At 59.8% G+C, this 22519-nt stretch carries 3 protein-coding genes and 1 CRISPR repeat array (1 of these 4 only partly in view); of the genes, 2 read left to right on the forward strand and 1 reads right to left on the reverse strand.

The features are described from left to right. Positions 1–62: 62 nt before the first annotated feature. Complete coding sequence (locus HWN36_RS10535) at positions 63–3122, reverse strand: Ig-like domain-containing protein (RefSeq protein WP_176789291.1); 3060 nt, start codon at positions 3120–3122, stop codon at positions 63–65. A 656-nt stretch (positions 3123–3778) separates the two neighbouring features. Between HWN36_RS10535 and HWN36_RS10540 the strand changes: the two genes are divergently transcribed. Together HWN36_RS10540 and HWN36_RS10545 are read left to right on the forward strand one after the other, a co-directional pair. Continuing rightward, entirely contained in the window at positions 3779–4390 is a 612-nt protein-coding gene (locus tag HWN36_RS10540) for a 3'-5' exonuclease (protein ID WP_176789293.1), read from the forward strand. A gap of 25 nt (positions 4391–4415) precedes the next feature. Beyond that, on the forward strand, positions 4416–4730 hold the full coding sequence (locus HWN36_RS10545; protein ID WP_176789295.1) for a hypothetical protein: 315 nt from the start codon (positions 4416–4418) through the stop codon (positions 4728–4730). Positions 4731–5167: 437 nt separating this feature from the next. Next, positions 5168–22519: a CRISPR direct-repeat array (repeat unit 29 nt; unit sequence CGGTTCATCCCCACGCGAGTGGGGAACTC); it runs 5008 nt beyond the window's last position.

The following is a 22519-nucleotide window of genomic DNA, read 5'->3' on the forward strand; positions in this document are numbered from 1 at the left end:
CTCATGTGTCAATAAAAAGGGAATCCATTCTCAGTCCTGCGCTGTATGGTCCTATTTTATCTTCACTCTATCCTGATCTTTGCCGTCTCCATGATCCCGACCGGGATCGGGGCCGGAAGTTCTGCGATGGCGTCGGGGGCGTCCGGCGCCTGCGCGTGGACCCGGATCGTGTAGTGACCGGCGGGCAGCGCCCTTATGTCCAGGGCGGCCGTCTGCGTTCTCTCTCCTGCGGATACCTGTGGCATGGTGTGGAAGTGGTTCCAGGTCCGGCCGCCGTCGTCCGCATAATAGAGGTGCTGCCCGGCGGTATCGCTGCCGGTGTAATTGACGGTCCACCCCACCTCGAGGAAGTCGGTGACCGGTCCTGAACCGACCCGCTGAAGGTCCCTGACCTCGAGGGCGGCGGCGTCAAGGCCGGTGATGTTCAGGTCGGGGACGACCGTGATGAAGGTGTCGGGGAGTTCGAGGTTGTCGGAACCGCCGTTGAACGAGATGACCGAACCCGGTCCGAAGATGTTGATGTTCCCGCTCATGAGGGTTTTGAGGGTGTAGGTCGCCGTCCAGGTCTGGTGCAGCCTGACCGTGCCGATCTCGAAGTGGAGGATCCCGTCGTCCTCCCAGTCGTCGGTCCCGTTCTCGGTGTGGGGATGGACGATCACATGGCGCCCGGTCTCGTTGTCGATCCAGCTGCTGATGCAGGTCGAGAGACCGTCGATGTGCCGGTAGGCAAAGACCTCCCTGCCGGGTTTCCAGTCCTCGTTCACCCTGATGTCCTGGAAACTCAGGTCCATCATGGTGTCGACGCCGGCCTCGGTCTTGAGTTCGCCGGCGATCCGCCGGTAGATTGTCTGGAGTTCCGCGGTGTTTTTTGCCCAGGTATAGGCCGCCCCTGTGGATCTCGAGAGCGTTGTGAGGTCTTCTTCGACACGCGGATCGAGTTTTGAGATAAAACCGATGGTGTACACCCTGACCTTTTCGTCGTCTGAACCGCTGTTTGCATAGACCGACATGTTCTGGTTGGTGAACCGGCCGTCTGTAGAGATGGTACCTGCGATCTCGGCATTATAGGGGTATTCCCGGTACCATGTCGCACTCACCGCCGCGGTCCCCCTGGGCTCGGGGAGGTCGTGGTACCACTCGTACTTTTCCGCGTTGAAGTCGTATGTTCCGACATAGCCGCTCCACGGATAGCCGGCAAATGTCTCGGGATATGCCTTGTGGTGGGATGAGAGATAGGGATCGTTGTCCGGGTAGCCGGGCCCGATGGCGAGGGGAGAGCCGTGGAGGTTCCAGTCCCCATCAGACATCAGGACCACCGCTTTGACCGCATCGCTTCTGCCTGTTGTCTTGAGCATCCGGATCGCTTCATAGAACCCTCTTCTCATGTTGGTCCCGCCATCAGGTTTCAGGGCGTTGATCGCCGAGACGATGCTGGCCTTATTTCCGGTCAGGTCCTGGTCGATCGTAGCGCTCCATGAGAAGGAGACCAGCCCGACCCTGTCGTTTTCAAGGTTCATCTGTTCGATGAAGTCGATTGCCGCTGTTTTTGCGGCGGCAAGGCGGGTCGGGCTGATGTCCGTGCCATCCATGCTCCCTGACCGGTCGATGACGAGCACCACGTCGACCGGGTCGGGCAGGAGCGCCCAGCCGTCGCCCTTGAGCGTGACGGTCACGTTCACGCTGCCGTTCACTGCGAGGGTCTCGGGATCGACGGCGGTCGAGATGGAGAGGTACGGGTAGTTCTTCCAGGTGAGAGGGACGGTCCGGGTGACGCCCTCCCAGGCGGCGGTCACGGTGCAGGCGCCGGTGGCCGTCGGGCTGTAGTCCGGATGATTTTTATCGGTGGTGAAGGCGCCCGGCCTGAAATAGACCGTGGCATACCCGTTAGCGTCGGTCGTGGCCTCTGCGGCGAGGAGCGCGGGGGCGGCGGTGGCGGCATACCCTGTGGTGTTGATCTCCTGGATCGTGAAGGTGACCGTCTCGCCCGGCACCGGGTTGCCCTTGATGTCCATCACCTTCGCCCTGACGGCGGCGGTCTGGTCGGGTTTTACGTCCAGGCTCGGCATGGACTGCGGGCCTGCGGTGAGGACCATCTCCACCGGATCGGTGCTGATGAAGGAGAGGGTCGTCGAGCAGGTGACGTTCTGGTCATCGACCGCGGTTGCCGTGATGGTGACCGTGCCGGTGGTGTCCCTGGGGCCGTAGGTGATTGTGGCCATGCCGTTCGAGTTCGTGGTGACCGTCCGGTCCTCGCCGGGCAGGGCGGTGATCGCCAGGGACCGCCCTCCGGCCGGGTTGCCGTAGCGGTCTGTCAGGGTGTAGACGAGGGAGAACCTGCTCGCGCCGTCGGCCGGCACCCAGAGGTCAGGGGTGACCGCACAGTCGATCGAGGCCGGGGCGGCGTTTGCGAGCCCTGTTATGAGGATGTAGCGGTTTGCCACCATGCCCGGGAAGTCGGCGTAGATGATGTTCGTGCCGCTCTTCAGGTCGGCCTGGAAGGGTGCGTTCAGGTAGCCGGATGCGTTCACCTTGATGCGGGCATCGCTGGTGTAGGCGCTTCCGTCATGGATGCCGGCGGACCCGGTCGGTGACCCGATGAGGAAGCGGGCGGTCTCCGCGGTCCGGCGGGAGTCGACCGGGTTTCCGTACCGGTCTTCCAGTCTGATCGTGATGGGAGTGGTGGACCCCACGGTGATCTCGCTCTCATAGTCGAGGGAGGCGATCCGGTACGGGGTGGCGTGGTCGATCTCCACGGAACACGACGCTGCGACCTCTGCGGGCGTGCCGTCATCGTCATAGATGACCGTGGCGGTGATCACGGCCGTCCCGCTCTTTTTTCCGGCCGAAAACGATGCCTGTGCCCTGCCTGCCGCGTCGGTCTTGACTTGTGTTTTTTTCATCGAGCCCATTGCCGGATCGCAGGAGAAGAGGACGTTTATCTTTTTTACGGGGAAGCCGGCGCTGTCGGTTATGATTGCCGTGATGGCCGAGGTCTCTGCACCGCCTGCCACCAGCCAGTCTGTGCCGGTGGTCATGGTGATCCTGGGGGGCTCGGAGGCCGCCGCCGCGGTGCAGAGCAGCAGCAGGCCGATGAGGAGGAGCCCGGTTTTCGGGGGTATCATGGGGTGTCCTGGCCGGCATATGTCTGCTATAATATATAATTGTATTTGTATAATTGCCTGTGGTTTTTTCCCCTTGCGTTTTATTTCATTTTCGTCCTGGATTGAATCGGGGATTCCGGCTGGTAGGGATCACGGAATTGCTGCCGTGGGTGGGGGACGGTGCTGCGTTCCGGCCCGATCGGAGGGCATCTGGCCGGGCCCGTGGAGGGGGCTATGGAGGCATTTTCTGACAATTCTGGCTAATTTACGCCGTTTTTCCCTGCCTCCCTGTGCCCTCACTGGCCCTGCCAGATGGCATTTGTCCCTGGCTTTCGCGGGAGGGCGTCCTGGGGCTGATGGAGTGGGGCTGTTTTTGGGTGGTTCTGGAAGGGGGGCCAGGAAATGGCACTTTTCAAAATGAGGCTCTTTCCGCCGAGATCGAGGGCGTGGGATTGGCAAATGGCGGCGAAATTGGGGAGATCCTGGAGGGTATCCACGTCGTGGTTCGGAGAGATCCGGTGCTGGATCATGGCTTGAAATGGGGGATTTTCTCAGTGCAATCCTTAAAATGGCGCAGAATGTTCTTTTGTTTTGGTGCGGGCGAGGGGGCGTTTTTTTGCGTTCCGTTGGGCTACACTGGCGTGATCCTGATCTTCTTCGGGGTGGGTGGAGGGCGAATGCTCTATCCCGTCGGCGGTGGAGATCCCCCTGAGATGTCTGCCACCCCGCTCCTGGACGGCACGGTCCTCGTCATCGATACCGAGACGACGGGGCGGTTCGTGAGCGGCCGGCCCCCTCCCCGCCTTGTCGAGGTGGCGTGGGTGCTCTGCGACGGGTGCGGTTCACTTCTTGCTGAGTGTGCGATGGTCGTTGTGCCGGCGGGGTTTTGTATCCCGCGGTCTGCGGTGGAGGTGCACGGGATCACGACGATGGAGGCCCGCCGGGAGGGGGTGGCGCTTCTGGATGCGCTGGCGGCCCTTGCGCATGCGGCGGCACGTGCTGACCTGGTGGTCGCTCACAATCTTGCCTATGACCGCCGGGTCATTGCCGGGGAGTGCGAGCTGGCGGGGTGTGCCGATCCGCTGGCGTCGCTTCCCGGATGGTGCACGATGGAGGGATCGGCTGCGTTCTGCGGGATCAGGCGGGGGGGCGGGTATAAGTGGCCGACGCTCGCTGAACTCCATCAGGCGCTTTTCGGGTGCCCGTACGAGGGGGCGCACCGGGCGCTGGAGGATGCCCGGGCGTGTGCCCGGTGTTTTTTTGCGCTGGTGGAGAGGGGTGAGGGATGATAATACTCATAATCTCTGGCGGCAGATGGGAGAGATTGAGCGGATGCCCGGTCAGGAGAGAAGAGGTATGATATTTAGGATGTACGAGGAGGACCTGGTCGAGGCGGGGTTCGACCTCGATGATAAGGAGTACACGGCCGCCATTGAGATGGACCATCTGCTTGTCATCGGTGCACCGGGTGAGATTGCCGTCCGGGTGATGAGAAAGGGCCGGGAGTACTCGGTGGAGATCCCGGATGAGGTTGTCTATCGGATTCAATTTGAGGATTCGACGTATGAACACCCGCTCCCTGCGTATATTGAGATCTCGGAGGGGAGGATCGGGTTGATTTTTCCGTGAAGGTTTGTGCTGTCTTTTTGCCCGCTTGTCCCTGTCTGCTCTTTTCAGTTCATCACAGCCGCTTCATGCAGGTTGGTGACGATAGGGGCCCGCTCGCGGGCGTCTCTCCGGGAGACGCTAGGACGTATGATTATAGTCGCAGGGTTTTACGATACATCTGCCACCGTTCAGGGCGCTCCTTATTGGAGAGGGTTCTGGTAATAGGGGTGTTGTTCGAGTGGTTTTTTGAACACAACGGGTTTTTTGAACCCGCCTGTTCATCCCCACGTGAGTGGGGAACGATATCATGGTTACCTGTCGTATCCATAGATTTGCTGGTTCATCCCCACCGTGTGGGGAACATATCTATACGTTTCTGATAACACATGAATCAATCGCGATTCATCTGCATGCGGGGAGGAACTCCCGGTCATTCTCGTGCTGATCTTCGTCACGTTTGGTTCATCCCCACGCGAGTGGGGAACTCGCACCCGGCACGTACGGGATCAGGATCTCTTACGGCTCATCCCCACGCGAGTGGGGAACTCCCCTTCAACCGGCGTGCCGACAAATTCGCCCCCGGTTCATCCCCACGCGAGTGGGGAACTCTATAAAAGCTCGCGCTGACGCGCCGAGCCTCACGGTTCATCCCCACGCGAGTGGGGAACTCCTTCTCTGCACCTTTCGATGCCTTAACAACATCGGTTCATCCCCACGCGAGTGGGGAACTCAGGTGTTGTACCTATAACTAAGGGATAGTTGCCGGTTCATCCCCACGCGAGTGGGGAACTCATTTGATAATTGGATTACAACATATATTCCTTCGGTTCATCCCCACGCGAGTGGGGAACTCTCCTGAGACTCGGACCACCCAACGAGCGTGAACGGTTCATCCCCACGCGAGTGGGGAACTCGGGATATTAACCCTACCGTCCGAGGATACTACCGGTTCATCCCCACGCGAGTGGGGAACTCCTCCCGGTGATCGTCGTCGTGATCCTGATCTCCGGTTCATCCCCACGCGAGTGGGGAACTCTCTGATGAGACTTTAACAGGCCGTCCTGCTACCGGTTCATCCCCACGCGAGTGGGGAACTCTAAATCACGGGTATTTTCGATTTTCCGCTCCGCGGTTCATCCCCACGCGAGTGGGGAACTCATCCCCTCCAGCCCCGATGATCATCTATCCGGCGGTTCATCCCCACGCGAGTGGGGAACTCTCTCCGCATTCTGGACAGACGAACGAATACACCGGTTCATCCCCACGCGAGTGGGGAACTCTGAATTACAAGATCCTCCCCGCCGGTCTCGCCCGGTTCATCCCCACGCGAGTGGGGAACTCGACGCCAGCCCCGACGCCGACCGGATACGCCGCGGTTCATCCCCACGCGAGTGGGGAACTCAGATCGTTTGAGGCGTGCCGGATCTGGTTGTACGGTTCATCCCCACGCGAGTGGGGAACTCCGGCGAGACGGTGGTATCGTCCGTCACTGTTACGGTTCATCCCCACGCGAGTGGGGAACTCAGCATAAAAACTATTTTTCTTGCCTCTGCTTACGGTTCATCCCCACGCGAGTGGGGAACTCTCACCGATGCCGGGCGCAACTATTTCGCCGCTCGGTTCATCCCCACGCGAGTGGGGAACTCGAAACCTGCGGGCGCAATGTGGTTTTGGTCTGCGGTTCATCCCCACGCGAGTGGGGAACTCGCATGAGGGCGTTGACCAGGTCGATATTGATCGGTTCATCCCCACGCGAGTGGGGAACTCCGTATGTTTCGTCCTATATGGCGTCCTTTGTGCGGTTCATCCCCACGCGAGTGGGGAACTCAGCTCGGCGGCGAGGATGATGAGATCCGGCTCCGGTTCATCCCCACGCGAGTGGGGAACTCCAGTCCTTCCTCCCAAAGAGCGCGTTAAATTGCGGTTCATCCCCACGCGAGTGGGGAACTCCGCTTCAGTTTCGAGGTGACAGGCTCGCCGTACGGTTCATCCCCACGCGAGTGGGGAACTCAGGAGGCCCGAAGGGCCGGGCGGGGGTTATGCCGGTTCATCCCCACGCGAGTGGGGAACTCTGGAGACTATAAAGAATATGAATGTGCGGAATCGGTTCATCCCCACGCGAGTGGGGAACTCAAAAACTTGGCGTTTCGGTTCCAAATTATTACCGGTTCATCCCCACGCGAGTGGGGAACTCGCGTTATCCACAATCCGACAGCCGGGACCAGCCGGTTCATCCCCACGCGAGTGGGGAACTCAGCGTTGATCGAAATGTTGGATATACCAAACTCGGTTCATCCCCACGCGAGTGGGGAACTCTTCGCTAATAGCGCCGAGATTAATACAAGCGTCGGTTCATCCCCACGCGAGTGGGGAACTCGTCAAACTCGTAATATACCTCCTCTGTCTCACCGGTTCATCCCCACGCGAGTGGGGAACTCAACGTGAGGTATCCTATGACGATCTGATCACGCGGTTCATCCCCACGCGAGTGGGGAACTCCTCACCAGGGGGAACGAAAACAATCCGCGTACCGGTTCATCCCCACGCGAGTGGGGAACTCTTCGATATGGCGCGCGAGTTCGATCGGATGCGCCGGTTCATCCCCACGCGAGTGGGGAACTCGGGAACTCCTCACGGCCGCGCGCCTGCCGCATCGGTTCATCCCCACGCGAGTGGGGAACTCTCAGAATACTCTTCGGCGAGCGCCGACGCGCGCGGTTCATCCCCACGCGAGTGGGGAACTCTGACACGGAATCTGCCAAGGCTGGCATGGTTCCGGTTCATCCCCACGCGAGTGGGGAACTCATGATACATGAAAATCTCTTCGACAATATCGCCGGTTCATCCCCACGCGAGTGGGGAACTCTATCTAATACGATTATGGCTGGACCATACAAACGGTTCATCCCCACGCGAGTGGGGAACTCCCTACGGCATTGACGGCGTGATGAGCGGTAACCGGTTCATCCCCACGCGAGTGGGGAACTCCCGACGTGCGACTGCGAATGCACCTTCGCCGACGGTTCATCCCCACGCGAGTGGGGAACTCTCGCCCAGGGTTCGGTTGTCGATGGGTGCGTTCGGTTCATCCCCACGCGAGTGGGGAACTCCTCGCGATGATGAGGGGCGCCAACGTGGGCAGCGGTTCATCCCCACGCGAGTGGGGAACTCAACTCGTTTTTAATGCGGTGGTCTGGAAGAATCGGTTCATCCCCACGCGAGTGGGGAACTCGAAGAGAAACGGTGTCACTGTCTATAGTAGTTCGGTTCATCCCCACGCGAGTGGGGAACTCCTACGAAGTCGGCGTCTCCACCGAAGACTCGCCGGTTCATCCCCACGCGAGTGGGGAACTCTCATACGATACTGATGCAGTAGGATATGAGAGCGGTTCATCCCCACGCGAGTGGGGAACTCGAGATCATGCTGAAGGTCGCCGTGGGCCTCGGCGGTTCATCCCCACGCGAGTGGGGAACTCACTGCCCGGGCATCTGTTAGTATGCCGGACCGCGGTTCATCCCCACGCGAGTGGGGAACTCGCCTACGGGCTGATCGTCTGGTGGGGGTGGACCGGTTCATCCCCACGCGAGTGGGGAACTCAGCAGGTCGGTGATGTTAGACAGGTCAATTGCCGGTTCATCCCCACGCGAGTGGGGAACTCGTTATCTTCCCGTTCAGTCTGACGGAGCAGATCGGTTCATCCCCACGCGAGTGGGGAACTCCCGATCATACCCGGTCTGATCGCCCCCTCTCCCGGTTCATCCCCACGCGAGTGGGGAACTCCCGCGCCACTCGGCGATGTTCTGGACCGCTGCCGGTTCATCCCCACGCGAGTGGGGAACTCGTATCGTTCTCCTGTACGGCTGCTGCGGTCTCGGTTCATCCCCACGCGAGTGGGGAACTCGCGACCTTCACTCCCTCCAGCCCGGATACCGCCGGTTCATCCCCACGCGAGTGGGGAACTCAGGGAGACCCGCGAGACATCCGGCAGGGTGATCGGTTCATCCCCACGCGAGTGGGGAACTCGCCTCCTGAGCCGCCTGCATCGCCCAATTTGCGGTTCATCCCCACGCGAGTGGGGAACTCCACTTAAGGAGCAACTGATCGCCCCTGATCTCCGGTTCATCCCCACGCGAGTGGGGAACTCGGGCTGGCTGAAATACGCATTCCTGAACTCTGCGGTTCATCCCCACGCGAGTGGGGAACTCCTGCTCTCGGGGTGGGTGTCGGGGCTCTCGGCCGGTTCATCCCCACGCGAGTGGGGAACTCAGCACGGTGCCTCAGCACGGTGCGGAGCGAGCCGGTTCATCCCCACGCGAGTGGGGAACTCGTGGCAACCTGCACGTAGGAGGTGGTATAGTTCGGTTCATCCCCACGCGAGTGGGGAACTCGATGGAGCGAATCGGTTGATACCGGCGGAGAACGGTTCATCCCCACGCGAGTGGGGAACTCCCTAGATGCGTCCTTTACCATGTCTATTGTCACGGTTCATCCCCACGCGAGTGGGGAACTCAAGAACTCTCGGCGGGTTGTTTTGCCGCTCGCCGGTTCATCCCCACGCGAGTGGGGAACTCACGATGACGACGAATCAGCGCTTATTGTGGATCGGTTCATCCCCACGCGAGTGGGGAACTCGTCGTTCAGCCGGCGTGCTACAGCACATCCGGGCGGTTCATCCCCACGCGAGTGGGGAACTCAACAGTCTCAGGTGCTCCTCCGAAACACCGCCCGGTTCATCCCCACGCGAGTGGGGAACTCGAGGTATCTGTCGGTGTTTTCGTATTCGATGACGGTTCATCCCCACGCGAGTGGGGAACTCTGATTCATGGGTGCAATCTCGAGGAGCGTTGACGGTTCATCCCCACGCGAGTGGGGAACTCCCGAGAGACGACGACGCCGACTCTGTGTCTGCCGGTTCATCCCCACGCGAGTGGGGAACTCACCTGCGCCTGCGTCAAATCCTTGGCAGGCTCCGGTTCATCCCCACGCGAGTGGGGAACTCAAGATCACGTTCCCGGACACTTCCAATCTGACCGGTTCATCCCCACGCGAGTGGGGAACTCAGCACCTTGGCTACGATGAGGACGAATCTGCGCGGTTCATCCCCACGCGAGTGGGGAACTCGCATGCGGTCCAACATTTTCTGCCTGACCCGACGGTTCATCCCCACGCGAGTGGGGAACTCATGGCCATATTCGTGTGCTTCGTCATATAGGGCGGTTCATCCCCACGCGAGTGGGGAACTCATCAACGTAGGTCGTTTTAGTGTCTATATGGGCGGTTCATCCCCACGCGAGTGGGGAACTCGGTATCACCACCAGGTTTCGCGGGCGGAGGAACGGTTCATCCCCACGCGAGTGGGGAACTCGTACGTCGACGTCATATTCCAGCGCACATGCCGGTTCATCCCCACGCGAGTGGGGAACTCGACGCCGTTGTAATGTATAATGCGCCCTACGACGGTTCATCCCCACGCGAGTGGGGAACTCGGAAGAACGTTATAATATGTTTCTTCTTCTTCAGGTTCATCCCCACGCGAGTGGGGAACTCTTTGCGTGGTCATGGCCGCTCCTCCTCCTCATCGGTTCATCCCCACGCGAGTGGGGAACTCTCTGCTCGTTCCAGGGCGCAGGAAAGGTTGCCCGGTTCATCCCCACGCGAGTGGGGAACTCTCGACGAACCGGAACTCCGGCCGGACAATCCGCGGTTCATCCCCACGCGAGTGGGGAACTCTTCTCTCGAGGTCATGTTCTCTCCTCCGTGGGCGGTTCATCCCCACGCGAGTGGGGAACTCTCGACCCGCAGGGGGCCCCATTCTCTCGAGGTCGGTTCATCCCCACGCGAGTGGGGAACTCGCCGAGCGGGGACGCCGCAAAGGCGATTCAGTCGGTTCATCCCCACGCGAGTGGGGAACTCATATCGGCGGTCTGAACGAATGCGATCCTGCGCGGTTCATCCCCACGCGAGTGGGGAACTCTGATTAGTCTAAGACCCTACCAAGAAGACGCCCGGTTCATCCCCACGCGAGTGGGGAACTCAAATCAACGAGTTCCGTTGTCTGTTCCCGGGTCGGTTCATCCCCACGCGAGTGGGGAACTCGGTGTGCTCCTGGTTGTGCTCAGATTCTCGGTGCGGTTCATCCCCACGCGAGTGGGGAACTCACAGGGCCGATTGATTGCAGTACTGTCCACGACGGTTCATCCCCACGCGAGTGGGGAACTCTTGGTCCAGCGTGAGAGGGCACAGCGTCCATGCGGTTCATCCCCACGCGAGTGGGGAACTCTTTGTCCTCTATCTCCTCATTTCGGAGTTTTGCGGTTCATCCCCACGCGAGTGGGGAACTCTCGGTCAGGATCGTTGTTGCTCGTCGAACACTCGGTTCATCCCCACGCGAGTGGGGAACTCCGCCTCCGCCGCATCCGCCGCCGCAAACAGCGCGGTTCATCCCCACGCGAGTGGGGAACTCAGATTCACGGGTGCAATTTCAAGGAGCGTTGACGGTTCATCCCCACGCGAGTGGGGAACTCTAGGGTGGGGTTTATAAGTCGGAGTATAACAGCGGTTCATCCCCACGCGAGTGGGGAACTCCCAGAGCGAGCGCAGAAACGCGTAGGATTCCTCGGTTCATCCCCACGCGAGTGGGGAACTCAATACCCTTCTCTGCAAGAAGAGTTTTAAGTTCGGTTCATCCCCACGCGAGTGGGGAACTCACCGAAAGAATCGCAAATTAGTCGAGCCTTTCCGGTTCATCCCCACGCGAGTGGGGAACTCTCCTACAAAAATACCGCCAATGTAAAAAGAGACGGTTCATCCCCACGCGAGTGGGGAACTCTCCTCTTTCCGGTACGCCTCGCTCTCGATCCGCGGTTCATCCCCACGCGAGTGGGGAACTCCCTATGGAGGAATAAGCCTAAGTGCAGTTGTTCGGTTCATCCCCACGCGAGTGGGGAACTCAGACGGGGAGTTAGTCGGTATAATTCCAGTCTCGGTTCATCCCCACGCGAGTGGGGAACTCAATTGGACGGTTTTGGGTACTGGAAGTTCAGTCGGTTCATCCCCACGCGAGTGGGGAACTCCCAATCGCAAGAAATACGATAGTCTTAACGTCCGGTTCATCCCCACGCGAGTGGGGAACTCTTTTCAGAATCTCATCAGCCTTCTTCTCATTAAGGTTCATCCCCACGCGAGTGGGGAACTCGCGGGCTGAACGGTTACAACGGCGATCAGTGGCGGTTCATCCCCACGCGAGTGGGGAACTCCTACGCCCGCAGGGTTCATTCTGAGAGGGTTTCGGTTCATCCCCACGCGAGTGGGGAACTCAAAAGCATAAGCACGTCCATCTTACAATCTACTGGTTCATCCCCACGCGAGTGGGGAACTCACCTGCACCCCGCATTTTGAGCCTCGATTATCAGGTTCATCCCCACGCGAGTGGGGAACTCCTGGTACTGTCGCACTGTGGAGCATTATCCCCCGGTTCATCCCCACGCGAGTGGGGAACTCCCGAGGGAGACCGGACAACCCGCCAAGCGTAGCGGTTCATCCCCACGCGAGTGGGGAACTCCGTGATTCGGAAAACGCAAAACTTATCCTCACCGGTTCATCCCCACGCGAGTGGGGAACTCGTCTCGCCGGGAGACGTAATCACACTCGAACTCGGTTCATCCCCACGCGAGTGGGGAACTCATTTTCTGCCGGACCCTAGATGCGTCTTTCACCGGTTCATCCCCACGCGAGTGGGGAACTCTTCTAATTGGCGGGCAGCACGACTTCATGGCTCGGTTCATCCCCACGCGAGTGGGGAACTCCGACCAATCTTCTGAATGCACCCGATCGTCGTCGGTTCATCCCCACGCGAGTGGGGAACTCTTCGGCCTGTTCAACCAACGCCTCCTGCATCTCGGTTCATCCCCACGCGAGTGGGGAACTCAGGAGGGCCATGTAGCGGTTGAACGCCGGGCTCGGTTCATCCCCACGCGAGTGGGGAACTCCCGGCCGCCGACGATCTTGTCGGTCCGCTCGTCGGTTCATCCCCACGCGAGTGGGGAACTCATGTGTCGATTCGCCCACCACAGGTTTGGGTGCGGTTCATCCCCACGCGAGTGGGGAACTCTTTCTGAGATATGCAAGCGCCTTGAGGGTTGCCGGTTCATCCCCACGCGAGTGGGGAACTCGCCGGGATAGGCGATAGAGAGTACCCCGAGATCGGTTCATCCCCACGCGAGTGGGGAACTCGAGTTTTTCCAGCGGTTTTCAGCAGCTGCTTTCGGTTCATCCCCACGCGAGTGGGGAACTCCGTATTACTGCGGCAGAAGCCAATTCATACCTCGGTTCATCCCCACGCGAGTGGGGAACTCGATAACACCACCAGCTGGCGAGGGTTGAGGAACGGTTCATCCCCACGCGAGTGGGGAACTCGAGAGAGAGCATGAGGTACCGCCCGTTGCCGTCGGTTCATCCCCACGCGAGTGGGGAACTCGCTGTTCCTATAATTACGGGATAATTGCCCTGCGGTTCATCCCCACGCGAGTGGGGAACTCGGCGTTATCCGTAACTCGCGTTCTATGAGGGCCGGTTCATCCCCACGCGAGTGGGGAACTCGGCAGATAGATCCGGCCGTCCGGCCCCATGAGCGGTTCATCCCCACGCGAGTGGGGAACTCGTCTGGATTCAACCTCGGCGTTTCTGACCTTGGCCGGTTCATCCCCACGCGAGTGGGGAACTCCGTCGGGGTCACTGGCTAATCTTACGGCATATCGGTTCATCCCCACGCGAGTGGGGAACTCTTCATGAGCGTTTCCGAGCAGTGCGGTGACGACGGTTCATCCCCACGCGAGTGGGGAACTCCATATGACGCCGGCACCGCGTATCCCGCGCGCAGGTTCATCCCCACGCGAGTGGGGAACTCAGTGGGTCCTCAGCCGCCTGCATGCCCGCTCTCGGTTCATCCCCACGCGAGTGGGGAACTCAGCGGTGATACTGCCGAGGTTGTCTACCTCGACGGTTCATCCCCACGCGAGTGGGGAACTCGTTCCCAAGACCGACAAGGCAATCCTCGCCGTCGGTTCATCCCCACGCGAGTGGGGAACTCCTCAAGCATTGCCTCACATTTTGCCACAATTGCGGTTCATCCCCACGCGAGTGGGGAACTCTGGTCGGCCTGTGTTTTTATGGCGATTGCGGCCGGTTCATCCCCACGCGAGTGGGGAACTCTGTTAGATGAGGTTGAACGAGCGCCGATTCCTCGGTTCATCCCCACGCGAGTGGGGAACTCTGTGCCGGTCGAGTCGTAGAGGACGGTGCCGTTGGTTCATCCCCACGCGAGTGGGGAACTCGGCGCGTCTCCGGACCCATCGCCGCCGTTCGCCGGTTCATCCCCACGCGAGTGGGGAACTCGGAATCTTGGACGATTCGGGAGACGAAGAATTCGGTTCATCCCCACGCGAGTGGGGAACTCGGTACAGGAGTCGACGAACGTGACGTGATACCAGGTTCATCCCCACGCGAGTGGGGAACTCTCCCCGGGCGGCGGCCGCAGCATCCCCGCCCCCGGTTCATCCCCACGCGAGTGGGGAACTCGGAGTCTTCGTCGGCGATCCAGGAGTGGATGACGGTTCATCCCCACGCGAGTGGGGAACTCCGACCGTCAGGACCGAGGGTACCTACCTCACGCGGTTCATCCCCACGCGAGTGGGGAACTCATTGGAAGAGAATTAATAGTAGGTATGTTCGTCGGTTCATCCCCACGCGAGTGGGGAACTCGAATGAGAGGCTGTATTTCGAATTCTCGGCCTCGGTTCATCCCCACGCGAGTGGGGAACTCGGCGTGGTAGCGTGGGTGGCATCGGAGAACTCAGGTTCATCCCCACGCGAGTGGGGAACTCTGCAACGCAGTCCAATCCCCTACAATATATAGCGGTTCATCCCCACGCGAGTGGGGAACTCGCAATCGAGGCCGCAAAGGCTCAGGTTGCCAGCGGTTCATCCCCACGCGAGTGGGGAACTCGCCTTCGATGGGAGTTTAGCGTTCTTCTCGGCCGGTTCATCCCCACGCGAGTGGGGAACTCTCTGCCGCAGTAATACGCCCTTTTTTATACCACGGTTCATCCCCACGCGAGTGGGGAACTCGTGTTTCCGCTATCGGTCGCAGTGTTCGGGGGCGGTTCATCCCCACGCGAGTGGGGAACTCATCTAAACCACCCTCTTTGTAGAGATATGCTTCGGTTCATCCCCACGCGAGTGGGGAACTCTAGAAAATAACATCTCTTCATCTCCTGTTTATCGGTTCATCCCCACGCGAGTGGGGAACTCAAAAGGGGGTTTTAGCGGGGAGATAATCGAGGCGGTTCATCCCCACGCGAGTGGGGAACTCTGGTTCCGTTGGTTATTACAGAATTTGTGGTTCGGTTCATCCCCACGCGAGTGGGGAACTCCATTCGTCACTGAGGAGTGTTGTTGCCGATATCGGTTCATCCCCACGCGAGTGGGGAACTCCCTGGATTGTGCCCCGGTGGCGATCCTGGTCGCGGTTCATCCCCACGCGAGTGGGGAACTCTGATAAGATAGGATGAAGAATGGGTTAAGTCGCGGTTCATCCCCACGCGAGTGGGGAACTCTATGAATCCAATGCTACGGCGGGGTAGGGGAGCGGTTCATCCCCACGCGAGTGGGGAACTCATTAACCGTGATAGAGTCGCCAAGGTTGGCGACGGTTCATCCCCACGCGAGTGGGGAACTCACTATACCTATTCAGACGCAAAAACTCTAACGCGGTTCATCCCCACGCGAGTGGGGAACTCTGCCTGACGGGGTGATTGATAGGGTATTTTTCCGGTTCATCCCCACGCGAGTGGGGAACTCAGCGCCAACAAACACGATACCCTTGACGATATCGGTTCATCCCCACGCGAGTGGGGAACTCTTCTTTCAAACTCATGTTCTCTCCTCCGTGGGCGGTTCATCCCCACGCGAGTGGGGAACTCATAGCGATCGACAGCGCAGCCTCCGCCCTCCTCGGTTCATCCCCACGCGAGTGGGGAACTCGCCTCGTTGGGGGGGCGGTTTTCTTCTTCTCGCGGTTCATCCCCACGCGAGTGGGGAACTCATCGTGAAATTCGGTTGTTTCCTACCGACTACCGGTTCATCCCCACGCGAGTGGGGAACTCTGTGGCCGTTTCTCAGTTCAGGCGAATAATTGCGGTTCATCCCCACGCGAGTGGGGAACTCGAAATACAACCTATCACGCGCCTTAGAATCGGCGGTTCATCCCCACGCGAGTGGGGAACTCCCACCTCAGGCTCGAACGGCTGGCGGCCCTCTCGGTTCATCCCCACGCGAGTGGGGAACTCGAGGTTGAGGGAGAGGTGGTGATGGGGTCCGCCGGTTCATCCCCACGCGAGTGGGGAACTCTTAGGGGTAGGAGTATCGCCATAAGCGATTTTCGGTTCATCCCCACGCGAGTGGGGAACTCATAGACATTAAATCAATAATCGTTTGTTTTTCCGGTTCATCCCCACGCGAGTGGGGAACTCAGTAGGAGTTTCTGTTGGAGTTACAGTCACAACGGTTCATCCCCACGCGAGTGGGGAACTCTAATATCATCTCTAATCGGCGTAAAAATTCTTCGGTTCATCCCCACGCGAGTGGGGAACTCGCATTTGGGCGAAACGGAGGAAAAAACGGGAACGGTTCATCCCCACGCGAGTGGGGAACTCACAAGGCCGATTGATTGCACTAGTGTCCACGACGGTTCATCCCCACGCGAGTGGGGAACTCTGCTTGGACGCCGCTTTTGCGTACGCCGCTGCCGGTTCATCCCCACGCGAGTGGGGAACTCGAAGAATGGGACGAGGAGATTGGCGCCTAACCCGGTTCATCCCCACGCGAGTGGGGAACTCTCCCCACATTCTGGACAGATGAAGGAAAACGCCGGTTCATCCCCACGCGAGTGGGGAACTCCACCTGCACCCCGCGTTTTGAGCCTCGGATATCGGTTCATCCCCACGCGAGTGGGGAACTCATCCCGGCGCGCATCTCGGAGCCCGCCGTGCGCGGTTCATCCCCACGCGAGTGGGGAACTCCGAGTATGAGAGAGTCTATATCGAGCCTCTCCCGGTTCATCCCCACGCGAGTGGGGAACTCTCTGAGATACACCCGAATAGTCGAGATAGGATCGGTTCATCCCCACGCGAGTGGGGAACTCCCAGAGCGAGCGCAGAAACGCGTAGGACTCCTCGGTTCATCCCCACGCGAGTGGGGAACTCGTGTTGTGGCACTGAATCCTCTATCGGCATCTCGGTTCATCCCCACGCGAGTGGGGAACTCTCAGGCTCAGGGTATGTGTTCGCATCCCATAGCGGTTCATCCCCACGCGAGTGGGGAACTCCTGACAGCGACAGGTTTATGTATAACAGTGTTCGGTTCATCCCCACGCGAGTGGGGAACTCCGGGACGACGCGGAGCGCCGGCGGTACGGTTTCGGTTCATCCCCACGCGAGTGGGGAACTCTCACCGCGGCGGCCTTGCGGCTGGCCTGTGCCCGGTTCATCCCCACGCGAGTGGGGAACTCAGGGAATACGCAGAAAGAGTTTAGAGACCGTTCGGTTCATCCCCACGCGAGTGGGGAACTCTTAACGCCTTACTTAATTGGCAATGGAACAAACGGTTCATCCCCACGCGAGTGGGGAACTCTGTTTTTTCCCTCCTCACTGATCGAACGGGGTCGGTTCATCCCCACGCGAGTGGGGAACTCGTGGATCCCCGGGAGCGGTCGGATGTGGTGAACGGTTCATCCCCACGCGAGTGGGGAACTCTCATACTGGGAGAACCGGATCGAGAAAGGATTCGGTTCATCCCCACGCGAGTGGGGAACTCTGTCACCCTCACCACCGACCCGGCCATGCACGCGGTTCATCCCCACGCGAGTGGGGAACTCTCGCTACCAGTTGGGACAACTCCCGTATCGCCCGGTTCATCCCCACGCGAGTGGGGAACTCTTTTTGGTATGTGCGATATGTATATATACCGACGGTTCATCCCCACGCGAGTGGGGAACTCATTACGCGTGCATTAAACACCCGTCCTGCCCTCGGTTCATCCCCACGCGAGTGGGGAACTCGACGATATCGTCGGGCTCGCGGCGCATACGCGCGGTTCATCCCCACGCGAGTGGGGAACTCGCGACAGAGACAGGGTCCAGCGAGGGGACGGCCGGTTCATCCCCACGCGAGTGGGGAACTCCGCGCACGATAGGTACCGACGCTGGTGATGCTCGGTTCATCCCCACGCGAGTGGGGAACTCGTGATATTCCCATCAGACGTCGAGGAATATTACGGTTCATCCCCACGCGAGTGGGGAACTCAGCACCTTGGCTACGACGACGATGAATCGGCGCGGTTCATCCCCACGCGAGTGGGGAACTCGCCGAGGGTAAAGAGGCGGGTGCTCCCCTATTCGGTTCATCCCCACGCGAGTGGGGAACTCACGGTAGCGACCGTCAGGACCGAGTGTGCCCACGGTTCATCCCCACGCGAGTGGGGAACTCGACCATCACCGTTTCTCCGGCGTGGGCAGGTCCGGTTCATCCCCACGCGAGTGGGGAACTCTTCATAAAGTATCACCCCCACGAGTCTCCAGCCGGTTCATCCCCACGCGAGTGGGGAACTCCGGTATCCTCCGGTGCTATCGCCGCCCGGCTTGGGTTCATCCCCACGCGAGTGGGGAACTCTCGTTCTCCGATGACAGAACCGAGAATCTGGCCGGTTCATCCCCACGCGAGTGGGGAACTCGGTCGAGGCGGTTTTTCCCCGTTTGCTACCCATGGTTCATCCCCACGCGAGTGGGGAACTCGCTATATCGAGGACGTAGATGAGCTAAGATCCCGGTTCATCCCCACGCGAGTGGGGAACTCGCGGCAAGACCAGCCCAAGCAGAAACGTCAGACGGTTCATCCCCACGCGAGTGGGGAACTCGTGGATGTTTGGACACGGCGAAGTAAAAGCTACGGTTCATCCCCACGCGAGTGGGGAACTCCTACTCCGCCTCCACCGAAGAGGCAGCATTATCGGTTCATCCCCACGCGAGTGGGGAACTCGACGTACTACAAGAGGATGCAGGAGGGCGGAGCGGTTCATCCCCACGCGAGTGGGGAACTCGTTTACTACGTTAACAAAGAATCTAATCCTAACGGTTCATCCCCACGCGAGTGGGGAACTCACGATCGCCACGGTCGCCGCCGGCCTCCCGACCGGTTCATCCCCACGCGAGTGGGGAACTCCTGCGAGAAATGATCCTCTTCTCTCCCCCCCCCGGTTCATCCCCACGCGAGTGGGGAACTCTATTATCAGGGGTGGTTCTGGATACGTTCGGCCGGTTCATCCCCACGCGAGTGGGGAACTCACCCTCTCCGCCGCCAGCGCCGGCGATCTCTACGGTTCATCCCCACGCGAGTGGGGAACTCTGAGTATGGGCCTTAACTTATCGGCTCCGTTCCGGTTCATCCCCACGCGAGTGGGGAACTCGTTTCCGCCATAATCGAGGATCATGCAGTTTTCGGTTCATCCCCACGCGAGTGGGGAACTCAATGGATACGAGAAACGGCGAAACGAATTAAACGGTTCATCCCCACGCGAGTGGGGAACTCTGATCCGGCGGGGATCGTCCTTCGGAGGTGATGGGTTCATCCCCACGCGAGTGGGGAACTCGTTCTTGTTTAAATGATGGATCTGCAAATTCTCGGTTCATCCCCACGCGAGTGGGGAACTCATAACCCTCGCCATCCATGAGGCGGTAATGGCCGGTTCATCCCCACGCGAGTGGGGAACTCCCGGAAAAAAAATCAGGTGGAAGGTTATCGATCGGTTCATCCCCACGCGAGTGGGGAACTCGCCGACACGTATTTTGCGAACGTTTGCGGCGACGGTTCATCCCCACGCGAGTGGGGAACTCTGCATTATCTCGCTCGAGGATGAGAGAGTCCACGGTTCATCCCCACGCGAGTGGGGAACTCAACCAGAAATGGATGAAGAATCAAAAGGATTTCGGTTCATCCCCACGCGAGTGGGGAACTCGGCGGTTTGAGTGGCCGAAAAACTCACTCAAACGGTTCATCCCCACGCGAGTGGGGAACTCTAAATATACCCATCCTGGCCGAGACACGCCCCCGGTTCATCCCCACGCGAGTGGGGAACTCTAGATATTGCGTCAGCCACCGCCGAGAGTGTGCGGTTCATCCCCACGCGAGTGGGGAACTCCGTTTTGCGGCGCAGACGTCCCCGCAGTCTGCCGGTTCATCCCCACGCGAGTGGGGAACTCCGTTGATTACAACGTCGGGGTCACTGGCTAATCGGTTCATCCCCACGCGAGTGGGGAACTCGAGGTCAGCATCCCAGTAACCGCATCAATTACCGGTTCATCCCCACGCGAGTGGGGAACTCTTAATCTGTTTTTCATACGGCGACACGTAATTCGGTTCATCCCCACGCGAGTGGGGAACTCCATTTCGTTCAGGAACCCTCGCAGATCCGCATCGGTTCATCCCCACGCGAGTGGGGAACTCTGCTTCAGGTAGGCGATAACATCCGATTTAGGCGGTTCATCCCCACGCGAGTGGGGAACTCCATTATCGACCTCACCGTTACTGCCTCCTACCCGGTTCATCCCCACGCGAGTGGGGAACTCTAGAGTTTTTCGGGTCTAATCCGGTATTGGGACGGTTCATCCCCACGCGAGTGGGGAACTCTGCATTATCTCGCTCGAGGATGAGAGAGGCCACGGTTCATCCCCACGCGAGTGGGGAACTCTCCTGCGATTCGCTCCAGCCAACAAGCGTAAACGGTTCATCCCCACGCGAGTGGGGAACTCGAGGAATTCCGTTTTGCGACAGCGGCGGCAACCGGTTCATCCCCACGCGAGTGGGGAACTCGGCGTTCAGGCGGCGTGCTAAAACGCAGCCGCCGGTTCATCCCCACGCGAGTGGGGAACTCATCCCGAGAGTCCGTAACTTCTGCACGTTTTTCGGTTCATCCCCACGCGAGTGGGGAACTCCTGCTCTCGGGGCGGGTGTCGGGGCTCTCGGCCGGTTCATCCCCACGCGAGTGGGGAACTCCCCGATATCCCGCAGTGCCTTCAGGTATCCCTCGGTTCATCCCCACGCGAGTGGGGAACTCGCTCCGCGGTGTCAAAGATCGCGCTGTTTACGACGGTTCATCCCCACGCGAGTGGGGAACTCGAGGCCGTATTCGAAGAGATGGGTTAGGAGGCCGGTTCATCCCCACGCGAGTGGGGAACTCGTATAACGCTCCCTACGACATGGGGGTGCTCTCGGTTCATCCCCACGCGAGTGGGGAACTCTGCATTACTCGTCAGATTACGATCTGGAGGCTCGGTTCATCCCCACGCGAGTGGGGAACTCGGATTCTGGAGCGGCTACAGGGGCGGCGCGATCGGTTCATCCCCACGCGAGTGGGGAACTCCGGCACAAGCACGTCGTCACCGTCAGTGGTAACGGTTCATCCCCACGCGAGTGGGGAACTCGGAATCAGGAGCAAGTAAGGGTACTCCGCTATCGGTTCATCCCCACGCGAGTGGGGAACTCTCAGAGATCTCGTCAGCGTAGCCGAGCCTCGCCGGTTCATCCCCACGCGAGTGGGGAACTCCCCTTCCTTCTGTGTCGCTCCCTAAGGTCTCCCGGTTCATCCCCACGCGAGTGGGGAACTCTTGCTGATCGCGTTGTCGGCGTGATCCAGCGCCGGTTCATCCCCACGCGAGTGGGGAACTCATGGTGGTCGTTGGCATGTTAGCAACCTGGGCCGGTTCATCCCCACGCGAGTGGGGAACTCAGCAGACCCCGCAGATCCGAGATAGATGTTCCCGGTTCATCCCCACGCGAGTGGGGAACTCATATTCCACTTGGTGCTGGCAAAACGTACCGGCGGTTCATCCCCACGCGAGTGGGGAACTCGGCAATAGGAGGCACTCCTCGCGTGATTCTGGCGGTTCATCCCCACGCGAGTGGGGAACTCAAATTCGGCAAAATGCTCCGGGTCGCTCCCTTCGGTTCATCCCCACGCGAGTGGGGAACTCAGAAACCTGCTCGCCATCAAAGAGGATCTCACCGGTTCATCCCCACGCGAGTGGGGAACTCCCGGTTTTCCGTCCATCACTAATGAACTCGAACGGTTCATCCCCACGCGAGTGGGGAACTCGAGTGGTTAGAGGCTGCTGAGGATGACTGCTCCGGTTCATCCCCACGCGAGTGGGGAACTCCTGAACTAGTGGTCGTCCACGGTCCTGTCTGGCGGTTCATCCCCACGCGAGTGGGGAACTCATGGTCGTCGTAGGCATGTTAGCCACCTGCGCCGGTTCATCCCCACGCGAGTGGGGAACTCCACCTACGAACTGAGACGTGAATCTTCTCTCTCGGTTCATCCCCACGCGAGTGGGGAACTCAGGCCGGCGCCTCGACTGACGAAATGCCCTACCGGTTCATCCCCACGCGAGTGGGGAACTCCAGCCACTGTATCTGACGCCCTAAGTGAGAAACGGTTCATCCCCACGCGAGTGGGGAACTCCTGAGGATACCTACCTCAAGGAACTGAATTCACGGTTCATCCCCACGCGAGTGGGGAACTCGCTATATCCAGTCTGACCTCCGAGTTATTCGACGGTTCATCCCCACGCGAGTGGGGAACTCACCGTTGGAGTGGTATACTGTCCACGACGTATCGGTTCATCCCCACGCGAGTGGGGAACTCAAGAACTCTCTACGGGTGGTTTTCCCGTTCTCCGGTTCATCCCCACGCGAGTGGGGAA

This window comes from Methanofollis tationis, assembly GCF_013377755.1.
GTDB lineage: Archaea > Halobacteriota > Methanomicrobia > Methanomicrobiales > Methanofollaceae > Methanofollis > Methanofollis tationis.